This window comes from Billgrantia antri (genome assembly GCF_017868935.1).
Lineage (GTDB): Bacteria > Pseudomonadota > Gammaproteobacteria > Pseudomonadales > Halomonadaceae > Halomonas > Halomonas antri.
This window is the reverse complement of the sequence record NZ_CP053383.1, coordinates 2,943,393-2,959,558: the sequence shown is the minus strand read 5'-3', so window position 1 is coordinate 2,959,558 and position 16,166 is coordinate 2,943,393. Positions and strand designations below refer to the sequence as shown.

At 65.2% G+C, this 16,166-nt stretch carries 13 protein-coding genes and 1 tRNA gene; 12 read left to right on the top strand and 2 right to left on the bottom strand.

Annotation, left to right across the window (positions count from 1 at the left end; genetic code table 11):
• The first annotated feature begins 14 nt into the window (after window positions 1–14).
• The 12 genes from HNO53_RS13715 to lpxC all read left to right on the top strand — a co-directional run bounded on the left by HNO53_RS13715 (window position 15) and on the right by lpxC (window position 14,551).
• Entirely contained in the window at window positions 15–1,523 is a 1,509-nt protein-coding gene (locus tag HNO53_RS13715; protein ID WP_209472964.1) for a UDP-N-acetylmuramoyl-L-alanyl-D-glutamate--2,6-diaminopimelate ligase, read from the top strand.
• The gene (locus tag HNO53_RS13710; protein WP_209472962.1) at window positions 1,520–2,887 is read left to right on the top strand and encodes a UDP-N-acetylmuramoyl-tripeptide--D-alanyl-D-alanine ligase; all 1,368 of its coding nucleotides are present in this window, start codon (window positions 1,520–1,522) and stop codon (window positions 2,885–2,887) included. Before HNO53_RS13715 ends, HNO53_RS13710 begins: the two co-directional genes overlap by 4 nt.
• Window positions 2,888–2,896: 9 nt before the next feature.
• Complete coding sequence (gene mraY, locus HNO53_RS13705) at window positions 2,897–3,979, top strand: phospho-N-acetylmuramoyl-pentapeptide-transferase (protein ID WP_209472960.1); 1,083 nt, start codon at window positions 2,897–2,899, stop codon at window positions 3,977–3,979.
• A gap of 38 nt (window positions 3,980–4,017) precedes the next feature.
• Window positions 4,018–5,397: a UDP-N-acetylmuramoyl-L-alanine--D-glutamate ligase gene (murD, locus tag HNO53_RS13700; protein WP_209472958.1), complete on the top strand. Its 1,380-nt coding sequence runs from the start codon at window positions 4,018–4,020 to the stop codon at window positions 5,395–5,397.
• Window positions 5,390–6,646: a putative lipid II flippase FtsW gene (gene ftsW, locus HNO53_RS13695; protein ID WP_209472956.1), complete on the top strand. Its 1,257-nt coding sequence runs from the start codon at window positions 5,390–5,392 to the stop codon at window positions 6,644–6,646. The genes murD and ftsW overlap by 8 nt, the downstream gene beginning before the upstream one ends.
• Window positions 6,643–7,731 carry an undecaprenyldiphospho-muramoylpentapeptide beta-N-acetylglucosaminyltransferase gene (gene murG / locus HNO53_RS13690; RefSeq protein ID WP_209472954.1) on the top strand — a complete coding sequence of 363 codons (1,089 nt, stop codon included), beginning with the start codon at window positions 6,643–6,645 and terminating at the stop codon, window positions 7,729–7,731. The genes ftsW and murG overlap by 4 nt, the downstream gene beginning before the upstream one ends.
• A 58-nt stretch (window positions 7,732–7,789) precedes the next feature.
• Entirely contained in the window at window positions 7,790–9,202 is a 1,413-nt protein-coding gene (gene murC / locus HNO53_RS13685) for a UDP-N-acetylmuramate--L-alanine ligase (protein ID WP_209478646.1), read from the top strand.
• Window positions 9,199–10,128, top strand: a complete 930-nt coding sequence (locus HNO53_RS13680; RefSeq protein WP_209472952.1) for a D-alanine--D-alanine ligase — start codon at window positions 9,199–9,201, stop codon at window positions 10,126–10,128. The genes murC and HNO53_RS13680 overlap by 4 nt, the downstream gene beginning before the upstream one ends.
• Window positions 10,125–10,847, top strand: coding sequence for a cell division protein FtsQ/DivIB (locus HNO53_RS13675; protein WP_209472950.1), 723 nt, complete (start codon window positions 10,125–10,127; stop codon window positions 10,845–10,847). The genes HNO53_RS13680 and HNO53_RS13675 overlap by 4 nt, the downstream gene beginning before the upstream one ends.
• A 194-nt stretch (window positions 10,848–11,041) precedes the next feature.
• Window positions 11,042–12,325 (top strand): cell division protein FtsA, encoded by a 1,284-nt coding sequence (gene ftsA, locus HNO53_RS13670; RefSeq protein ID WP_209472948.1) that lies wholly within the window; start codon window positions 11,042–11,044, stop codon window positions 12,323–12,325.
• Between the two features lie 33 nt (window positions 12,326–12,358).
• Window positions 12,359–13,528: a cell division protein FtsZ gene (ftsZ, locus tag HNO53_RS13665; protein WP_209472946.1), complete on the top strand. Its 1,170-nt coding sequence runs from the start codon at window positions 12,359–12,361 to the stop codon at window positions 13,526–13,528.
• A 111-nt stretch (window positions 13,529–13,639) separates the two neighbouring features.
• Window positions 13,640–14,551, top strand: coding sequence for a UDP-3-O-acyl-N-acetylglucosamine deacetylase (gene lpxC / locus HNO53_RS13660; protein ID WP_209472944.1), 912 nt, complete (start codon window positions 13,640–13,642; stop codon window positions 14,549–14,551).
• A 90-nt stretch (window positions 14,552–14,641) separates the two neighbouring features.
• Here the strand turns inward: lpxC and bioA are convergent, their stop codons facing one another.
• Together bioA and HNO53_RS13650 are read right to left on the bottom strand one after the other, a co-directional pair.
• A complete protein-coding gene (bioA, locus tag HNO53_RS13655; protein ID WP_209472942.1) occupies window positions 14,642–15,910 on the bottom strand; it encodes an adenosylmethionine--8-amino-7-oxononanoate transaminase in 1,269 nt (422 codons plus the stop codon).
• A gap of 141 nt (window positions 15,911–16,051) precedes the next feature.
• Window positions 16,052–16,136, bottom strand: a tRNA-Leu gene (locus tag HNO53_RS13650).
• Window positions 16,137–16,166: the final 30 nt, after the last annotated feature.

Below are 16,166 nucleotides of genomic sequence, written 5' to 3'. Positions count from 1 at the left end.
ACAAAGGTGTGTCGATGCAGGTAAATACCCTCCGTCTCCAGGCGGCGCTGCGGCGCTGCTGGCCCGGCCTGACGATGCCGGAATTTGCCGACGCGACTCCGCTTCGCCTGGTGCTCGACAGCCGGCGGGTCGTCCCGGGCGACATTTTCATCGCCGTGCCCGGGGTGGCCGGCGACGGCCGCTCCCATCTGGCCGAGGCACTGGCGTCGGGAGCCGCTCAGGTGCTCTACCACCTCGAGCCGGACGAGACGCTGCCCGACGCGGCACGGGATCAGCCGGTCCTCGGTCTGCCGTTCCTGCGTCAGCGCCTGGGCGAGCTGGGGCGCTTGCTCTTCGAGGTGCCCGAAGCGCTGACGTTGATCGGCGTGACCGGGACCAATGGCAAGAGCTCCGTTACCCATTACATTGCCGAGTTGAGCGGGGCGCTGGGGCGCCAGGCGGGTCTCATCGGGACGCTCGGGGTGGGACGGCCCGGGCAGCTCGAGGACTCGGGGCTGACCACGCCGGGTCCCTTGACGCTGCAGGCAGCGCTCGGCGAAATGGCCTCGGGCGGCATCGATCGGGTGGCCATGGAAGTCTCCTCCCATGCCCTGGAGCAGGGGCGCCTCGACGGCTGTCGAGTCACCGCGGCGGTATTCACCAATCTTAGTCGTGATCACCTGGACTATCACGGCAGCATGGCGGCCTACGCCGCCGCCAAGGCGAGACTGTTTCGCCGTTCCGAGCTGGCGCTCGCGGTGGTTAACGCCGATGACCCGCTGGCCCGACTGATGCTGGCAGGCTTGCCGGAAGGGGTGCGAGTGCTGGCGGTCGGCGACGATACGGCGGCGACGCTACGGGTGATCGACTGGCGGCCCAGCCGCGACGGCCAATTGGCACTGGTGGCGACGCCGCAGGGAGAGCGTTCGCTTGAGCTGCCGCTGATGGGCCGGTTCAACCTCGACAATGTCCTGCTCGCCATCGCCACCCTGCATGGCCTGGGCGAATCGCTCGATGCGCTGTTCGAGGCAGCCCCGCGATTGACTCCCGTACCGGGGCGCATGCAGCGGGTGAAGCGACAAGGCCGGCCGGCCGTGATCGTCGACTACGCACATACTCCCGAGGCGCTGGAGAATGCGCTGTTGGCGCTGCGCGAGCATCTCCCCGGCGAGGGTCGATTATGGTGCCTGTTTGGCTGTGGCGGCGACCGTGACAGCGGCAAGCGTCCGCAGATGGCGGCGGTTGCCGAGCGTCATGCCGACAGGCTGGTAATCACCGACGACAATCCCAGAAGCGAGGATCCGGCGCGAATACGCGAGCAGATCCTCGCCGGGGTATCGGACGAGGCCAGACCGCGCACCGAGAGCATTGCGGGGCGCAGCGAGGCCATTGCCCGCACCCTGGACCAGGCCGGCGACGACGATGTGGTGCTGATCGCCGGCAAGGGGCACGAGCCTTATCAGGAGATCGCCGGGGTGCGCCACGCCTTCAGCGATCTCGTCGAAGCCGAGGCCGCCCTGCTGCGCCGTGAGGAAAGACAATGAAGGGAGTCGGTCTGCAGAGCCTGATCGGCGTTGCCGAGGCGCTGGGCGTGGTCGGGCCGGGCCATGATGTGGCCTTGGGGGATATCGTCAGTGACACCCGTCGGCTAACGCCAGGCAGCCTGTTCGTGGCCCTGCGCGGAGTGCGCTTCGACGCGCACGACTTCATCGCCCAGGCACGCGAGGCGGGTGCCGGTGCCGCCTTGGTCGAGCGCCGCGTCGATGACCCGCTGCCGCAGCTGGTAGTGCCGGATACCCGACTGGCGCTGGGGCTGCTCGGGCGTGCCCGGCGCCGTGCCTGGGGTGGTCCGCTGGTGGCGGTGACGGGCAATAGCGGCAAGACCAGCGTCAAGGAGCTGTTGGCCCAATTGTTCGGCCAGCGCGGCAAGACCCTGGCCACGCAGGGCAATCTCAACAACGATATCGGCGCACCCTTGACCCTGCTGGGGCTTACCGACGAGCACCGTCAGGCAGTGGTCGAGCTGGGGGCCAATCACCTCGGCGAGATTGCCTGGACCGCCGGCCTGGCCGAACCGCAGGTGGCCATCATCACGAATGTGACCGGTGCCCATGTCGGTGAATTCGGCGGCATGGGCCAGATCGCCCAGGCCAAGGCCGAGATCCTCAGCGGTCTTGGTCGCGACGGGGTGGCGGTGCTCAACCGCGACGAAGCTTATTTCCCCCTCTGGGCCCAACTGGCCGCACCGCGGGAAGTGCTGGACTTCGGTTTTGCCGAGGCGAGCCGCGTACGGGCCACCGAGCTGGCCTGTGACGTCATGGGGCGCTATGCTTTCACGCTTGTCGTGGAGGGTCGACGAGTAGGGCGGGTGCAGCTTGCTCTGCTCGGACGCCATAGCGTCGCCAATGCCCTCGCAGCCGCGGCGGGAGCGCTGGCGCTGGGGCTGGAGAGCGAGCGAGTGCTGGCCGGTCTGGCGGCGGCGATGCCGATGCCGGGGCGGCTGAGCCCGCTGGCGGGCATTCGCGAGTGCCGTCTGCTGGATGATAGTTACAATGCCAATCCGGGGGCGGTCAAGGCCGTGCTAGGGCTTCTGGCCGAACTGCCTGGTCCCAGGTGGTGCCTGCTGGGTGCCATGGGCGAGCTGGGAACGGAGTCGGACCGGCTGCACGCGGAAGTTGGCCGCCACGCCAGGGAGCTGGGAATCGACGTGCTGATGACCTGTGGCGATCCGGCACTCCCCGCGAGCCAGGCTTTCGGCGATGGCGGGTATCATTTCAACGATCATGCGGCGCTGACGCGCTACGTCCTGGACCATCTGCCCCCGAATGCCAGCGTGCTGATCAAGGGGTCTCGCAGTGCCGGCATGGAGCGGGTAGTGGCGGCGCTACGAGCTGACGCATCAAGGTGAACGCAACTCATGCTGCTTTTTCTGGCTGAATTCCTGGCGCAGTACCAGAGCGCCTTCAACGTTTTCAACTATCTGACCCTGCGCATGATCCTGGGTACCATGACAGCCCTGCTGTTATGCCTGTGGTTGGGACCCTGGATGATCCGCCGCCTCGTCGAGCGGCAGATCGGCCAGGCGGTTCGCGACGACGGCCCGCAGTCGCACTTGTCCAAGGCCGGTACGCCGACCATGGGCGGCGCCATGATTCTGATGTCGATTGCCGTCGGCACGCTGTTGTGGGCCGACCTGAGCAACCGCTTCGTGTGGATCGTGCTGGTGGTAACGCTGGGGTTCGGGGCGATCGGCTGGGTCGACGACTACCGCAAGGTCGTCGAGAAGAACCCGCGTGGCCTGCCGGCGCGCTGGAAGTACTTCTGGCAGTCGGTCATCGGTCTGGGGACGGCGCTGATGCTCTACCTGACGGCTACCAGCCCGGTGGAGACCAGCCTGATCGTACCGCTGTTCAAGGATGTCGTGCTGCCGCTGGGCGTGTTCTACATCGTGCTCACCTACCTGGTCATCGTGGGCAGCTCCAACGCCGTGAACCTCACCGATGGCCTTGACGGCCTGGCCATCATGCCTACCGTCATGGTCGCCATGGGGCTGGCGGTCTTTGCCTATGCCAGCGGCAACGCCGTGTTTGCCAGTTACCTGCAGATTCCCAACATTGTCGGGGCCGGTGAGCTGGCGGTGTTCTGTGCCACCATCGCCGGGGCCGGCCTCGGTTTCCTGTGGTTCAATACCTATCCGGCACAGGTTTTCATGGGCGACGTCGGTGCGCTGGCGCTGGGTGCGGCGCTGGGGGTGGTCGCCGTCATCGTACGCCAGGAGATCGTGCTCTTCGTCATGGGGGGCATCTTCGTCATGGAGACAGTCTCGGTGATCCTGCAGGTCGGTTCCTACAAGCTGACCGGACGACGCATCTTCCGCATGGCGCCACTGCATCACCACTACGAACTCAAGGGCTGGCCGGAGCCGCGTGTCATCGTGCGCTTCTGGATCATCACCGTGGTCCTGGTATTGGTCGGCCTTGCCACGTTGAAGGTCCGCTGAGTCGGGTGGCACCGACCCCACTGAGCGAGGAGGCTGAAATGCCCAAGGTGGCGAAGGGGGAGACATTGGTGGTCGGGCTCGGCATATCGGGTCGAGCCATTTGCCGGTACCTGGCGCGTGAGGGCATCCCGTTCATGGTCGCCGATACGCGCGAGGCACCGCCAGGCCTCGAAGATTTCCGTGTCGCACACCCTGATGTATCGCTTCACTGCGGGCCGCTCACTGCGCTCGACATGAGCGAAGCCGAAGAGGTCGTCTTGAGTCCCGGCGTCGATCCGCTCACGCCGGGACTGGCCGAGATGGCTGAGTGCCGGCGTGCCACCGGTGAGCCGCTGGTCGTCGGCGAGATCGCACTCTTCGTGCGTGCCGCGCGGGCACCCATCGCGGCCATCACCGGCTCCAATGCCAAGTCCACCGTGACCACCCTGCTCGGCGACATGGCGCAAGCCGCCGGTCGGCGCGTGGCCGTCGGCGGAAATCTGGGGACGCCGGCCCTCGACCTGTTGACCGAATCGCCCGAGGCCGAACTCTACGTCCTCGAACTCTCCAGTTTCCAGCTCGAGACCACTCCCTGCCTGGGAGCCGAGAGCGCAGCCTTTCTCAATCTTTCCCAGGATCACCTCGACCGACATGGCGACATGGCGGGGTATCGTGCCGCCAAACTGAGAATCTTTCGCGGTGCCCGGCACGCCGTGGTCAACGCCGAGGATGCCATGACCTGGCCGCTGGAGCCGCTGCCTGCCATCGAGCGCTTCACGACACGACCTCCGCAGGCACAGGAATGGGGTATCGCAGCGCACGAGGGGCGCGAGTGGCTGATGCACGGCAGCATGCCACTGATAGCCGCCGCCGAGTTGGGGCTGGCGGGGCGGCACAACCAGGCCAATGCCCTGGCGGCACTGGCCATGGGCAAACATCTCGGGTTTTCGCTCGCGTCCATGTGCCAAGTGCTGCGCCGGTTCAAGGGCTTGGCTCATCGCAGCGAAGTACTCGCCGATATCGATGGCGTGCGCTGGATCAACGACTCCAAGGGCACCAATGTCGGTGCGACCCTGGCCGCCCTGGCCGGCCTGGGGCCGACCCTTTCGGGACGGCTGGTCCTGCTGGCAGGTGGACAGGGCAAGGGTGCGAACTTCGCGCCACTGGCCGAGCCCATGGCTCGCTACGGTCGTGAGGCGATCCTGTTCGGCGCTGACGCCCACAAGCTTGCCGCCGCCTTGGAAGGCAGCGTGGCAGTCAGCCGTGTCGCCGACCTCGACGCCGCCATGCAGCGTGCGCGGGCAATCGCCGAGCCGGGCGACTGCGTACTGCTGTCGCCAGCCTGTGCCAGCCTCGACCAGTTTCCCAGCTACCTTGCCCGTGGCGAGGCATTTCGGCAGCAGGTCCAACGCTTCGCCGAGGAAGCCGAGCATGGCTAAGACCAGGGCGGCGTCCACGAGCAGGTTCGCTCGCCTGCGCCGGATACGAGCGCGGCTCTCGACGCGCGATCAACCCTTTGACGGCTGGCTGCTGTTCGCGGCGCTGGCGCTGGTGCTGACCGGCTGGGTCATGGTCACCTCGGCCTCGACCGAAGTGGCAGCCAGTCTCACCGGCAACCCCTGGTACTTCAGCCAGCGCCATGCCCTGTTCGTCGTCATGGCGCTGGTGGCGGCTGTCGCCGCGCTGCGCACGCCGCTTGCCTGGTGGAGGGCCAACGGCCCGTTGCTGCTGCTGGTCAGCATCGTTCTGCTGTTGCTGGTGCTGCTGATCGGACGCGAGGTCAACGGCAGCCGACGCTGGCTGTCGATCCCCCTGCTGCCGTTCAATTTGCAGATATCGGAAATGGCCAAGCTGTGCCTGATCGTTTATCTCGCCGGCTACCTGGAGCGGTTCCTGCCGGAGGTGCGCCGTCGTTGGGGAGCATTTCTGCGTCCGCTGATGGTGATGGGCGTGGTTGCCGTGCTGCTGATCTTCGAACCCGACTATGGTGCGGTAGTGGTAATGACCAGCTGCGTGATGGGCATGCTGCTGATGGCGGGTGCGCCGTGGGGGCGATTCGTTTTCATTCTGATCGCCGTAGGGCTGCTGGGGTTCTATGTGGCCATCTCCGAGCCCTATCGCCTGGCGCGCCTGACCAGTTTCTCCGACCCCTGGGCCGATCAGTTCGCCAGCGGCTACCAGTTGACGCAGGCCCTGATCGCCTTCGGGCGCGGCCACTGGCTGGGGATGGGGCTTGGCAACAGCGTGCAGAAGCTGTTCTATCTGCCAGAGGCGCACACGGACTTCGTCTTTGCCGTGCTGGCCGAGGAGCTCGGCCTGTTCGGTGCCATTGGCGTGGTGGGGCTATTTGCGTTACTGATCTGGCGGGCGCTGGCGGTGGGGCGGCGTGCCGAGCTGGCAGGAATGGCCTTTGCCGCCTATGCCAGCTACGGCATCGCCATGGTGATCGGCGCCCAGGCCTTCATCAATATTGCGGTGAGTACCGGCATGCTACCGACCAAGGGACTTACCTTGCCGCTGCTCAGCTACGGCGGCTCCAGCCTGCTGGTGAGCTCCGCCATGGTGGGCCTGTTGCTTCGGGTGGACATCGACACCCGCCGGGCGCTACGGCGTGCCAGCCCCACCGCGCCGCGTGAAACGGCAGGGCGACGCGAACCCAGGACCACTGGACAGGGAGTCATGAAGTGACGCAGTCGACAACGCGCCGCGTTCTGATCATGGCGGGAGGAACCGGCGGTCATGTCATCCCGGCATTGTCGCTGGCCCGTGGGCTCCAGGCCGAGGCGCTGGAAGTGCATTGGCTGGGGAGTCCGCGAGGCATCGAGAACCGCCTGGTGCCGGCGGCCGACCTGCCACTGCATCGCATCTCGGTGGCCGGCCTGCGCGGCAACGGTCTGGTCGGCTGGCTCAAGGCACCGTTCAATCTGACCCGTGCCGTATGGCAGGCGGTGCGCATCATCCGCCGCCTGGACCCGGTGCTGGTGGTGGGCCTCGGCGGTTTCGCCAGCGGCCCAGGCGGCCTGGCGGCCTGGTTGCTGCGCCGGCCCTTGGTCATTCACGAACAGAACGCCGTGGCAGGCATGACCAATCGTACCCTGGCGCGATTGGCAAGGCGCGTCTTCAGCGCATTCCCCCAGGCTTTCGACAGTCGGGCCGAGGTGGTCGGCAACCCGGTGCGTGAGGAAATAGCGGCCCTTGGTAGCATGCCGAGAGAGGCGTCGGCGATGCGCGGACGAAGCCTGCGGCTGCTGGTGGTCGGGGGATCGCTGGGAGCCCTGCCGCTCAACCAGCGCCTGCCCGAAGCGCTGGCCACGCTGCCCGAAGGGCAGCGCCCCGAGGTGCGCCATCAGGCCGGCCGCGACAAGGATGCGGCCACTCGCGAGAGCTATGCGGAGCATGGCATCGAGGCCGAGGTGAGCGACTTCATCGATGACATGGCCGAGGCCTATGCATGGGCCGACCTCATAGTCTGCCGCGCGGGGGCGCTGACTGTGGCCGAAGTGGCCGCCGCGGCCAAGCCGGCCTTGTTCGTGCCCTTGCCCCATGCGGTTGACGACCACCAGACCGCCAATGCCCGCGCCCTGGTAGCAGCGGGCGCGGCCCGGCTGATGCCGCAGCATAAAATGAGCGCAGCGGCGCTGGGCGAAAGCCTGGCGACACTGCTCGATCCCGATACTCTTGCCACCATGGCCCGGCAGGCGCGACGCTGCGCGCACCCCGATGCCGTCGAGCGCCTGGTGGCCGGTTGCATGGAGACAGCACTTGAGCGATAGCACCCTGAGGCCGGTTCCCGGTCAGGCCACGCTGCCACGCCATGGACGTGGCCTCGGCATGCGCCGCATTCGGCACATTCATTTCGTGGGCATCGGCGGTGCCGGTATGTGCGGTATCGCCGAAGTGCTTGCCAACCAGGGCTATCGGGTCAGCGGCAGCGACCTGAAGGCGTCGCCTGTCGTGATCCGGTTGCGCGAACACGGTATACGCGTGGCTATCGGTCACGCCGAGGAAAACGTGGTCGGTGCCGACGTGGTCGTGGTTTCCACTGCCGTGGACGCGTCGAACCCCGAGATTTGCTGGGCCCAGGAGCATCGCGTGCCGGTGGTGCGTCGCGCCGAAATGCTGGCCGAGCTGATGCGCTTTCGTCACGGCATCGCGGTGGCCGGTACCCACGGCAAGACCACAACCACTAGCCTGACGGCGACCCTGCTGGCCGAGGGAGGACTCGATCCGACCTTCGTCATCGGCGGCAAGCTGACCAGCGCCGGGGCCAATGCACGGCTGGGCGAGGGCGATTACCTGGTGGCCGAAGCCGACGAGTCGGATGCTTCGTTCCTCCACTTGCAGCCCATGGTGTCGATTGTCACCAACATCGATGCCGACCACATGAGCACCTACGGCGGCGACTTCGAGCGGCTCAAGGGCACCTTCATCGAATTCCTGCACAACCTGCCTTTCTACGGCCTGGCTATCCTGTGCATCGACGACGAGCAGGTGCGTGGCCTGCTCGATCGCGTCCATCGCCAGTTCGTGACCTACGGCTTCAGCGAAGACGCCGACTATAGGATTGCAGATTTCGCCCAGCAGGCCGGAGAGATTCACTTCACCGCCCTGCGTCCCGATGGGCTGGCTCCACTGGAAGTGCGCCTGAGCATGCCGGGGCGACACAATGCGCTCAATGCGCTGGCAGCGATTGCCGTAGCCACCGACGCCGGCGTCGAGGACGCCGCCATCCTGCGCGGGCTAGCCAGTTTCGCCGGCGTGGGGCGTCGCTTCCAGGTGCACGGCCACTTCGCCCCGCCGAAAGGCAGCGGAGAGGTCATGCTGGTGGACGATTACGGACACCACCCGCGAGAAGTGGAAATGGTCATCAAGGCGGTGCGCGCCGGCTGGCCGCAGCGTCGGCTGGTAATGATCTATCAGCCCCACCGCTATACCCGCACTCGTGACCTGTACGAGGACTTCGTGCGCGTACTCGCTGGGGTCGACGTGCTGCTGCTGCTCGACGTATACAGTGCCGGCGAGGCGCCGATACCGGGCGCCGATGGCAAGACGCTGGCGGGTTCGATCCGCCAGCGTGGCACGCTCGACCCGATCTTCGTGCAGCACAAGTCGGAACTGCCGGCGCTGCTGACCCAGGTGCTGCGTGACGACGATATCCTGATCACTCAGGGTGCGGGGGATGTGGGCGGTATCGCCCTCGGGCTGGCCGAGAGCCGGCTGATTCTCGACGAGGTGGAGCTATGACGCAGGCGAGTGAGTTAGGGCGGGTCGCAGTGCTGTACGGCGGCAATTCTGCCGAGCGTGAAGTGTCCCTCAGAAGCGGGGCCGCGGTGCTGGCGGCGCTCGAGCGCAGCGGTGTCGACGTGATCGGCTACGATCCAGCCGACGGCGGCCTGGTCGGACTAGAGGCGCTCGCCCCCGATCGTGTCTTTATCGCCCTGCATGGCCGTGGAGGCGAGGACGGTACCCTGCAGGGGGCGCTGGAGCTGCTGGGGATTCCCTATACCGGCAGCGGCGTTCTGGCTTCGGCGCTGGGCATGGACAAGCAGCGCACCAAGCTCGTCTGGCAAGCCCAGGGACTGCCAACGCCCGAGTCGCTGATGCTGGACGCCGACGCCGACTGGGACGACATCGTCGCCCGGCTGGGGCTGCCGCTGATCGTCAAACCGGTTCATGAGGGCTCGACCCTGGGCATCAGTATCGTCGACAGCCGGGAGGCGCTGAGGGCGGCCTACCACGAGGCGGCACGCTTCGATGCCCGGGTCATGGCCGAGCGCTTCATCCGCGGCGAGGAGTACACGGTGTCATTGCTGGGCGAGAAAGTACTGCCGGCCATTCGCGTCGAGGTGCCCAGCGGCTTCTACGACTACGAGGCCAAGTACAACTCCAACGATACTCGCTACCACCTTCCCTGCGGTCTGGACAGCGCCCAGGAAGCAACACTGGGTGCGCTGTGCCGTCAGGCCTTCGAGGCCGTCGGCGGCGAAGGCTGGGGGCGAGTCGACGTGATGCGCGATGGCGACGGGCGCTTCTGGCTGATCGAGGTCAACACGGCACCGGGCATGACCGACCACAGCCTGGTGCCGCAGGCTGCTGCCCATGCCGGCATCGATTTCGACACCTTGGTGCTGCGCATCCTCACCGCCACGCTGGAGCCGCGTCAGGCATGAGCACACGCGGCCCGACGCTAGGCATACTGCTGTTGCTGATTCTGCTGGGGGCGGGCGGTCGTGCCCTGTGGACCTGGCTCGACCGCCCCATCGAGCGCGTGACTATCCGCGGAGAGCTGCAGCATGTCAGCGCCGATTATCTGCGTTCACAGCTGGCACCGCTGCTGCAGGGACAGACCTGGCTCTCGGCGGACCTCCCGGCACTGCGGCGTCGCGCCCGCAATATCGACTGGCTGGCCGAAGTTCGCGTGGCCCGCGAGTGGCCTTACACCCTGGCCTTCGAGCTGGTCGAGCAGGTGCCGGTGGCGCGCTGGAACGACGACTACCTGCTCAATCAGAACGGCGAACCGTTTGCCTTCGCCCCGGTGGAACCGCCGGCAGGGCTGCCTGATCTGGCCGGGCCGGTCGGCAGCGGCGCCGAAGTGCTGGCATATCATGATCACTTGATTCCACGTTTCGAGGCCTTGGGACTGAGTATTACGCAACTGCGACTGGAGCCGCGTGGTGCCTGGCGTTTTCAACTCGACGATCGCGTATGGGTGATGTTGGGACGTAATGACCGTGAGGCTCGCCTGGCACGACTGGCCGCCGCATGGCAGCGCCAACTGGGTCCGCAGGCGGCGCATATTCGCTATATCGACCTGCGCTATCCCAACGGGGTGGCCGTGGCCTGGCATGGCGAAACCGAAATCGAAGAGGGCGGCGACGGTACGGGCTGAAACCTTTTGTCACGTGCAGACCTCATCTTGCAGCATTGCGCTATTTTCTTTGTCTCCAATAACCCGTATCGTGAACCAGGTTTTTCGTAATGGACTGGTGGTTTAACGCCAGTTGTTTCTATAATGGGCGCAATGACCATTTATCAGAATAATGGGATACCCAGCGGGCCAAGTTTCAGGAGACACTCCGGCGCATGGCAGTCACTTCCAATTCATCTAATATGGTAGTCGGACTGGATATCGGAACGTCCAAGGTAGTGGCCATCGTCGGACAGCCTACCGATGACGGCGGCATCGAGATTGCCGGGATCGGATCGCACCCTTCGCGGGGCATGAAGAAGGGCGTGGTGATCAACATCGAATCGACGGTGCAGTCGATTCAGCGCGCCGTGGAAGAGGCCGAGTTGATGGCCGGCTGCGATATCCATTCGGTGTATGTCGGCGTGGCGGGCAGCCATATCAGTTCGATGAACTCGGATGGTGTGGTCGCGATAAAAGAGCGCGAAGTGATGCCTTCGGATATCGATCGCGTCATCGATTCGGCGCGGGCGCGGGCCATCTCCGAGGGGCAGCGCGTGCTACATGTCTTGCCCCAGGAGTTTGCCATCGATACCCAGGGCGGCATCCGTGAACCGCTCGGCATGTCGGGGGTGCGTCTCGAGGCGCGCGTTCATCTGGTGACCGCCGCGCTCAATGCGGTGCAGAATATCGACAAATGCGTACGACGTTGCGGCCTCGAGGTGGATGCGATCATTCTCGAGCAACTTGCTTCCAGTATGGCGGTACTGACCGAGGATGAGCGCGAACTCGGTGTCTGCATGGTCGACATCGGGGGGGGGACCACCGATATCGCGGTATTCACCGAAGGTGCCATTCGCCACACCGCGGTGATTCCCATCGCCGGCGACCAGGTGACCAACGACATTGCCATGGCGCTGCGTACCCCGACTCAGTATGCCGAGGAGATCAAGGTCAAGTATGCCTGTGCGCTGACACAGCTGGCCGCCAGCGACGAAATGATCAAGGTGCCGAGCGTCGGCGACCGCCCTGCCCGCGACCTGTCGCGACAGGCGCTGGCGGAAGTGGTGGAGCCGCGCTACGAGGAGCTGTTCACCCTGATTCGCGACGAGCTCCGGCGCAGTGGGTACGAGGACCTGGTGGCAGCCGGCGTGGTGCTCACCGGCGGCACCTCGCGCATGGAAGGGGTCGTCGAACTGGCCGAGGAGATCTTCCACATGCCGGTGCGCATCGCCTGTCCGCATAACGTACGTGGGCTTTCCGACGTGGTGCGCAACCCGATTTATTCCACCGGTGTAGGTTTGCTACATTACGCTCTTCAGGAGGCTCGGCAAGGGCATGGCCGTGAGGGCAGGGTAGTGGCAGCGCCACCCAGGCGCGAAGACGTCTCCCAGCGTGGAGGATGGGAAGGGATTCCAGCGCTGGCAAAACTCAAAGGCTGGTTGAAAGGAAATTTCTAATAGGGCCGCGGCGCGGTCCAGGAGACGGGGCTTATGTTCGAACTGGTAGATAGCGCACCCTCGAGCAGTGCGGTCATCAAGGTCGTCGGCGTAGGTGGCGGCGGTGGCAACGCCGTCAACCACATGGTCGAGAGCAATATCGAAGGCGTCGAGTTCATCTGCGCCAATACGGACGCCCAGGCGCTCAAGCGGGTGGCCGCCAAGACCGTGCTCCAGCTTGGCAACGAGATCACCAAGGGTCTGGGTGCCGGTGCCAACCCCGACGTGGGTCGCCAGGCCGCCATGGAGGACCGCGAGCGCATCGCCGAGCTGATCAGTGGCGCCGACATGGTCTTCATCACGGCCGGCATGGGAGGCGGCACGGGCACCGGCGGTGCACCGGTGGTGGCCCAGGTGGCCAAGGAACTGGGCATTCTCACCGTGGCCGTCGTCACCCGTCCGTTCCCGTTCGAAGGCCCGAAGCGCATGCGCGTGGCCGAGGAGGGAATGAGGGAGCTGTCGGAGCACGTCGACTCGCTGATCACCATTCCCAACGAGAAGCTGCTCTCGGTACTGGGCAAGAATGCCAGCCTGCTCACCGCCTTCAGCGCAGCCAACGATGTGTTGCTTGGGGCCGTGCAGGGGATCGCCGAACTGATCACCAGCCCCGGCATCATCAACGTCGACTTCGCCGACGTGCGCACCGTGATGTCCGAGATGGGCATGGCGATGATGGGCACCGGCGGGGCCACCGGCGAGAATCGCGCCCGCGAAGCCGCCGAGAAGGCCATCCGCAGCCCGTTGCTGGAAGATATCGACCTGCACGGTGCGCGTGGCATTCTGGTCAACATCACGGCCGGCCCCGATCTCTCCATTGGCGAGTTCAACGACGTCGGTGCCACCGTTCAGGAATTTGCCTCTCAGGACGCCACCATCGTCGTGGGGACCTCGATCGATATGGATATGACCGACGAGCTGCGGGTCACCGTGGTTGCCGCCGGCCTCGAGGGGCGCCAGGTCAAGGCGGCAGGTCGCGAAACCGTCAAGCGCAACGAAGGCAGCGAATACCGCCAGCGGCCGCAGCCGGCCATGCGCCAGCAGAGCGCCGTGCCCAAGGCCGAGCCTCAGGAGGCGGTCAAGCCGCAGCCGGAGAAGCGCCGCTCGCCCCAGGAACTGGACGACTACCTCGACATCCCGGCCTTCCTGCGCCGTCAGGCCGATTGATATAGGCTATTGCGAGCATAGGCAGGGCCAGGAGATGTTTTTTTGTTGAAACACTCGTTCGGTGTTATAGTGAACGGTGTTTGATAACATACAACGGCCTGGCTACTGCCCATGATCAGACAACGCACCCTGCAAAACATCATCCGCGCTACCGGCGTCGGCCTTCATTCCGGGAAGAAGGTGTACCTGACCCTGCGTCCGGCTCCGGTGAACACCGGCATCGTTTTCGTGCGTACGGACCTGAACCCCGAGGTGCAGGTACCGGCCAGCGCCGCCCTGGTCACCGATACCACCCTGTGTACCGCGCTCTCGCAAGGTGACGTCAAGGTCGCGACCGTCGAGCATCTCATGTCCGCGCTGGCCGGTCTGGGGATCGATAACGCTTACATCGATCTCAGCGCCCCCGAGGTGCCGATCATGGACGGGAGCGCCGGCCCGTTCGTGTTCCTGATCCAGTCGGCGGGCATCGCCGAGCAGGAAGCGCCCAAGAAGTTCATCCGCATCAAGCGTGACGTGGTGGTGAAGGAGGATGGCAAGGAGGCTCGCTTCCTGCCGCACCAGGGCTTCAAGGTGACGTTCGCCATCGAGTTCGATCATCCGGTCTTCGATGATCAGAAACAGACCGCCGTAGTGGATTTCTCCACGACTTCTTTCGTCAAGGAAGTCTCCCGCGCGAGGACCTTCGGCTTCATGCGCGATCTCGAGTACCTGCGTGCCAACAATCTGGCACTGGGTGGCAGCCTCGACAACGCTATCGTGGTCGACGAGTATCGGATCGTCAACGAAGGGGGCTTGCGCTACGAGGATGAGTTCGTCAAGCACAAGGTGCTCGACGCCATTGGCGATCTCTACCTGCTGGGCTACAGCCTGATCGGCGAATTCCGCGGCGTGAAGTCGGGACATGCCCTGAACAACCAGCTGTGCCGGGCGTTGCTGGCCCAGCCCGATGCCTACGAGATCGTCACCTTCGAGAACGAGCGCGAGCTGGCGCCGATCTCCTACGCGCAGCCAATCATGGCTTGACCTTCAGCGCGAAGTTCGACCGACAACGGTTGATCAGGTGCAAGTGAAGTGCCGCCAAGAGCGCCGCCCTATCAGGGCGGCGCTCTTGCATCAGCGAAACCAATCCTTCATGACCTGGGCGATGTGACGCATGTCCGCCTCGGGTGTGATATAGGCCGGCATGGTATAGAGCCAGCGCCCGAAGGGGCGAAGCCAGACGCCCCGTGTGCGGGCAAATGCCGCGACCCCCTGGAGCGCGGTAGCGTCGTGGACCTCGATGACCGCTGTAGCGCCCAGCACCCTGACGTCGCGCACCCGAGGGTGACGATGCAGCGCTGGCTCCTGCAGCAGCTCAGTGCGCAGTATCCGATTGAGGCCTGCTATTTTGTCCAGGTAATTCTCCTCTTCGAACACGGCCAGGCTCTCCAGCGCCACACGACAGGCCAGCGGATTGCCCATGAAAGTGGGGCCATGCATGAAGGCGTGCAGCGGCGACTCGCCGATGAAGGCATCGTGCACTCGGTCGGTAGCCAGCGTCGCCGCATGGCCAAGGTAACCGCCGGTCAGTCCTTTCGAGAGCACCATGATGTCCGGCGTGATGGCGGCATGGTCGGCGGCGAACAGCTTGCCGGTGCGGCCAAAGCCGGTGGCCACCTCGTCGAACACTAGCAGGACATCGAATTCGTCGCACAGTTCGCGTGCACCCTTGAGGTATTCCGGCGATGTCATGTTGAGGCCGCCGGCGGCTTGCAGCAGCGGTTCCATCAACAGCGCGGCGATCTCGTGATGATGTCGCTCCAGCGCTGCCCGCAGGGCGGCGAGATCCTGCGCCACGGTCTCGGGGGCGGCGTCATAGGGTGCCGTGGGGGCCGGCGCGAAGTGGTGTCTGGGCAGGTAGCCGGCAAACAGGCTGTGCATGCCCTCTTCGGGGTCGCAGACCGCCATGCAGCCGCTGGTGTCGCCATGGTAGGCCTTCATCAGCGAGAGCATGCGGTGCTTCTCTGGCTTGCCGCGCAAGTGGTAGTACTGCACCGCCATCTTCATGGCCACTTCCATGCCCACCGAACCGCTGTCGGAGAAGAACACATGGTTGAGCCCCGTCGGTGTGATCCTGACCAGTTCCCGGGCCAGGCGATCGGCGGGCTCATGGGTGAGTCCACCCAGCATCACATGGCACAGCGTATCCGCCTGCGCCTTGATCGCGGCCACCAGGCGGGGATGCGAATAGCCGTGGATCATGCACCACCAGGAACAAGTGGCGTCGAGTAGCGTTTCGCCGTTCTCCAGTCTGAAGCGAGCACCTTCGCCGCCGACGACCTTGGGGGCGGCTTGCTGGGTGAGCAGATGGGCATAGGGGTGCCACACGGGAGATTGCGTCATATTGCCTCCGTGGGTGCGTAGCGTGAGTGGTCGGGGGCGTGGCAGGTACGCACCGACGCGGCGCCAATAGGCTGGCGGAGCAGGGTAAGCGAAGGTGATGTCGGCGAGGGGGCCGTAAAGCTCGATGGGCGCGAGCCATGATGGTGCGGATGGGGAGACTTGAACTCCCACGCCCGAAGGCACCAGAACCTAAATCTGGCGTGTCTACCAATTCCACCACATCCGCAGGGCTGGGCAGGCGTCCACATTGTACGGA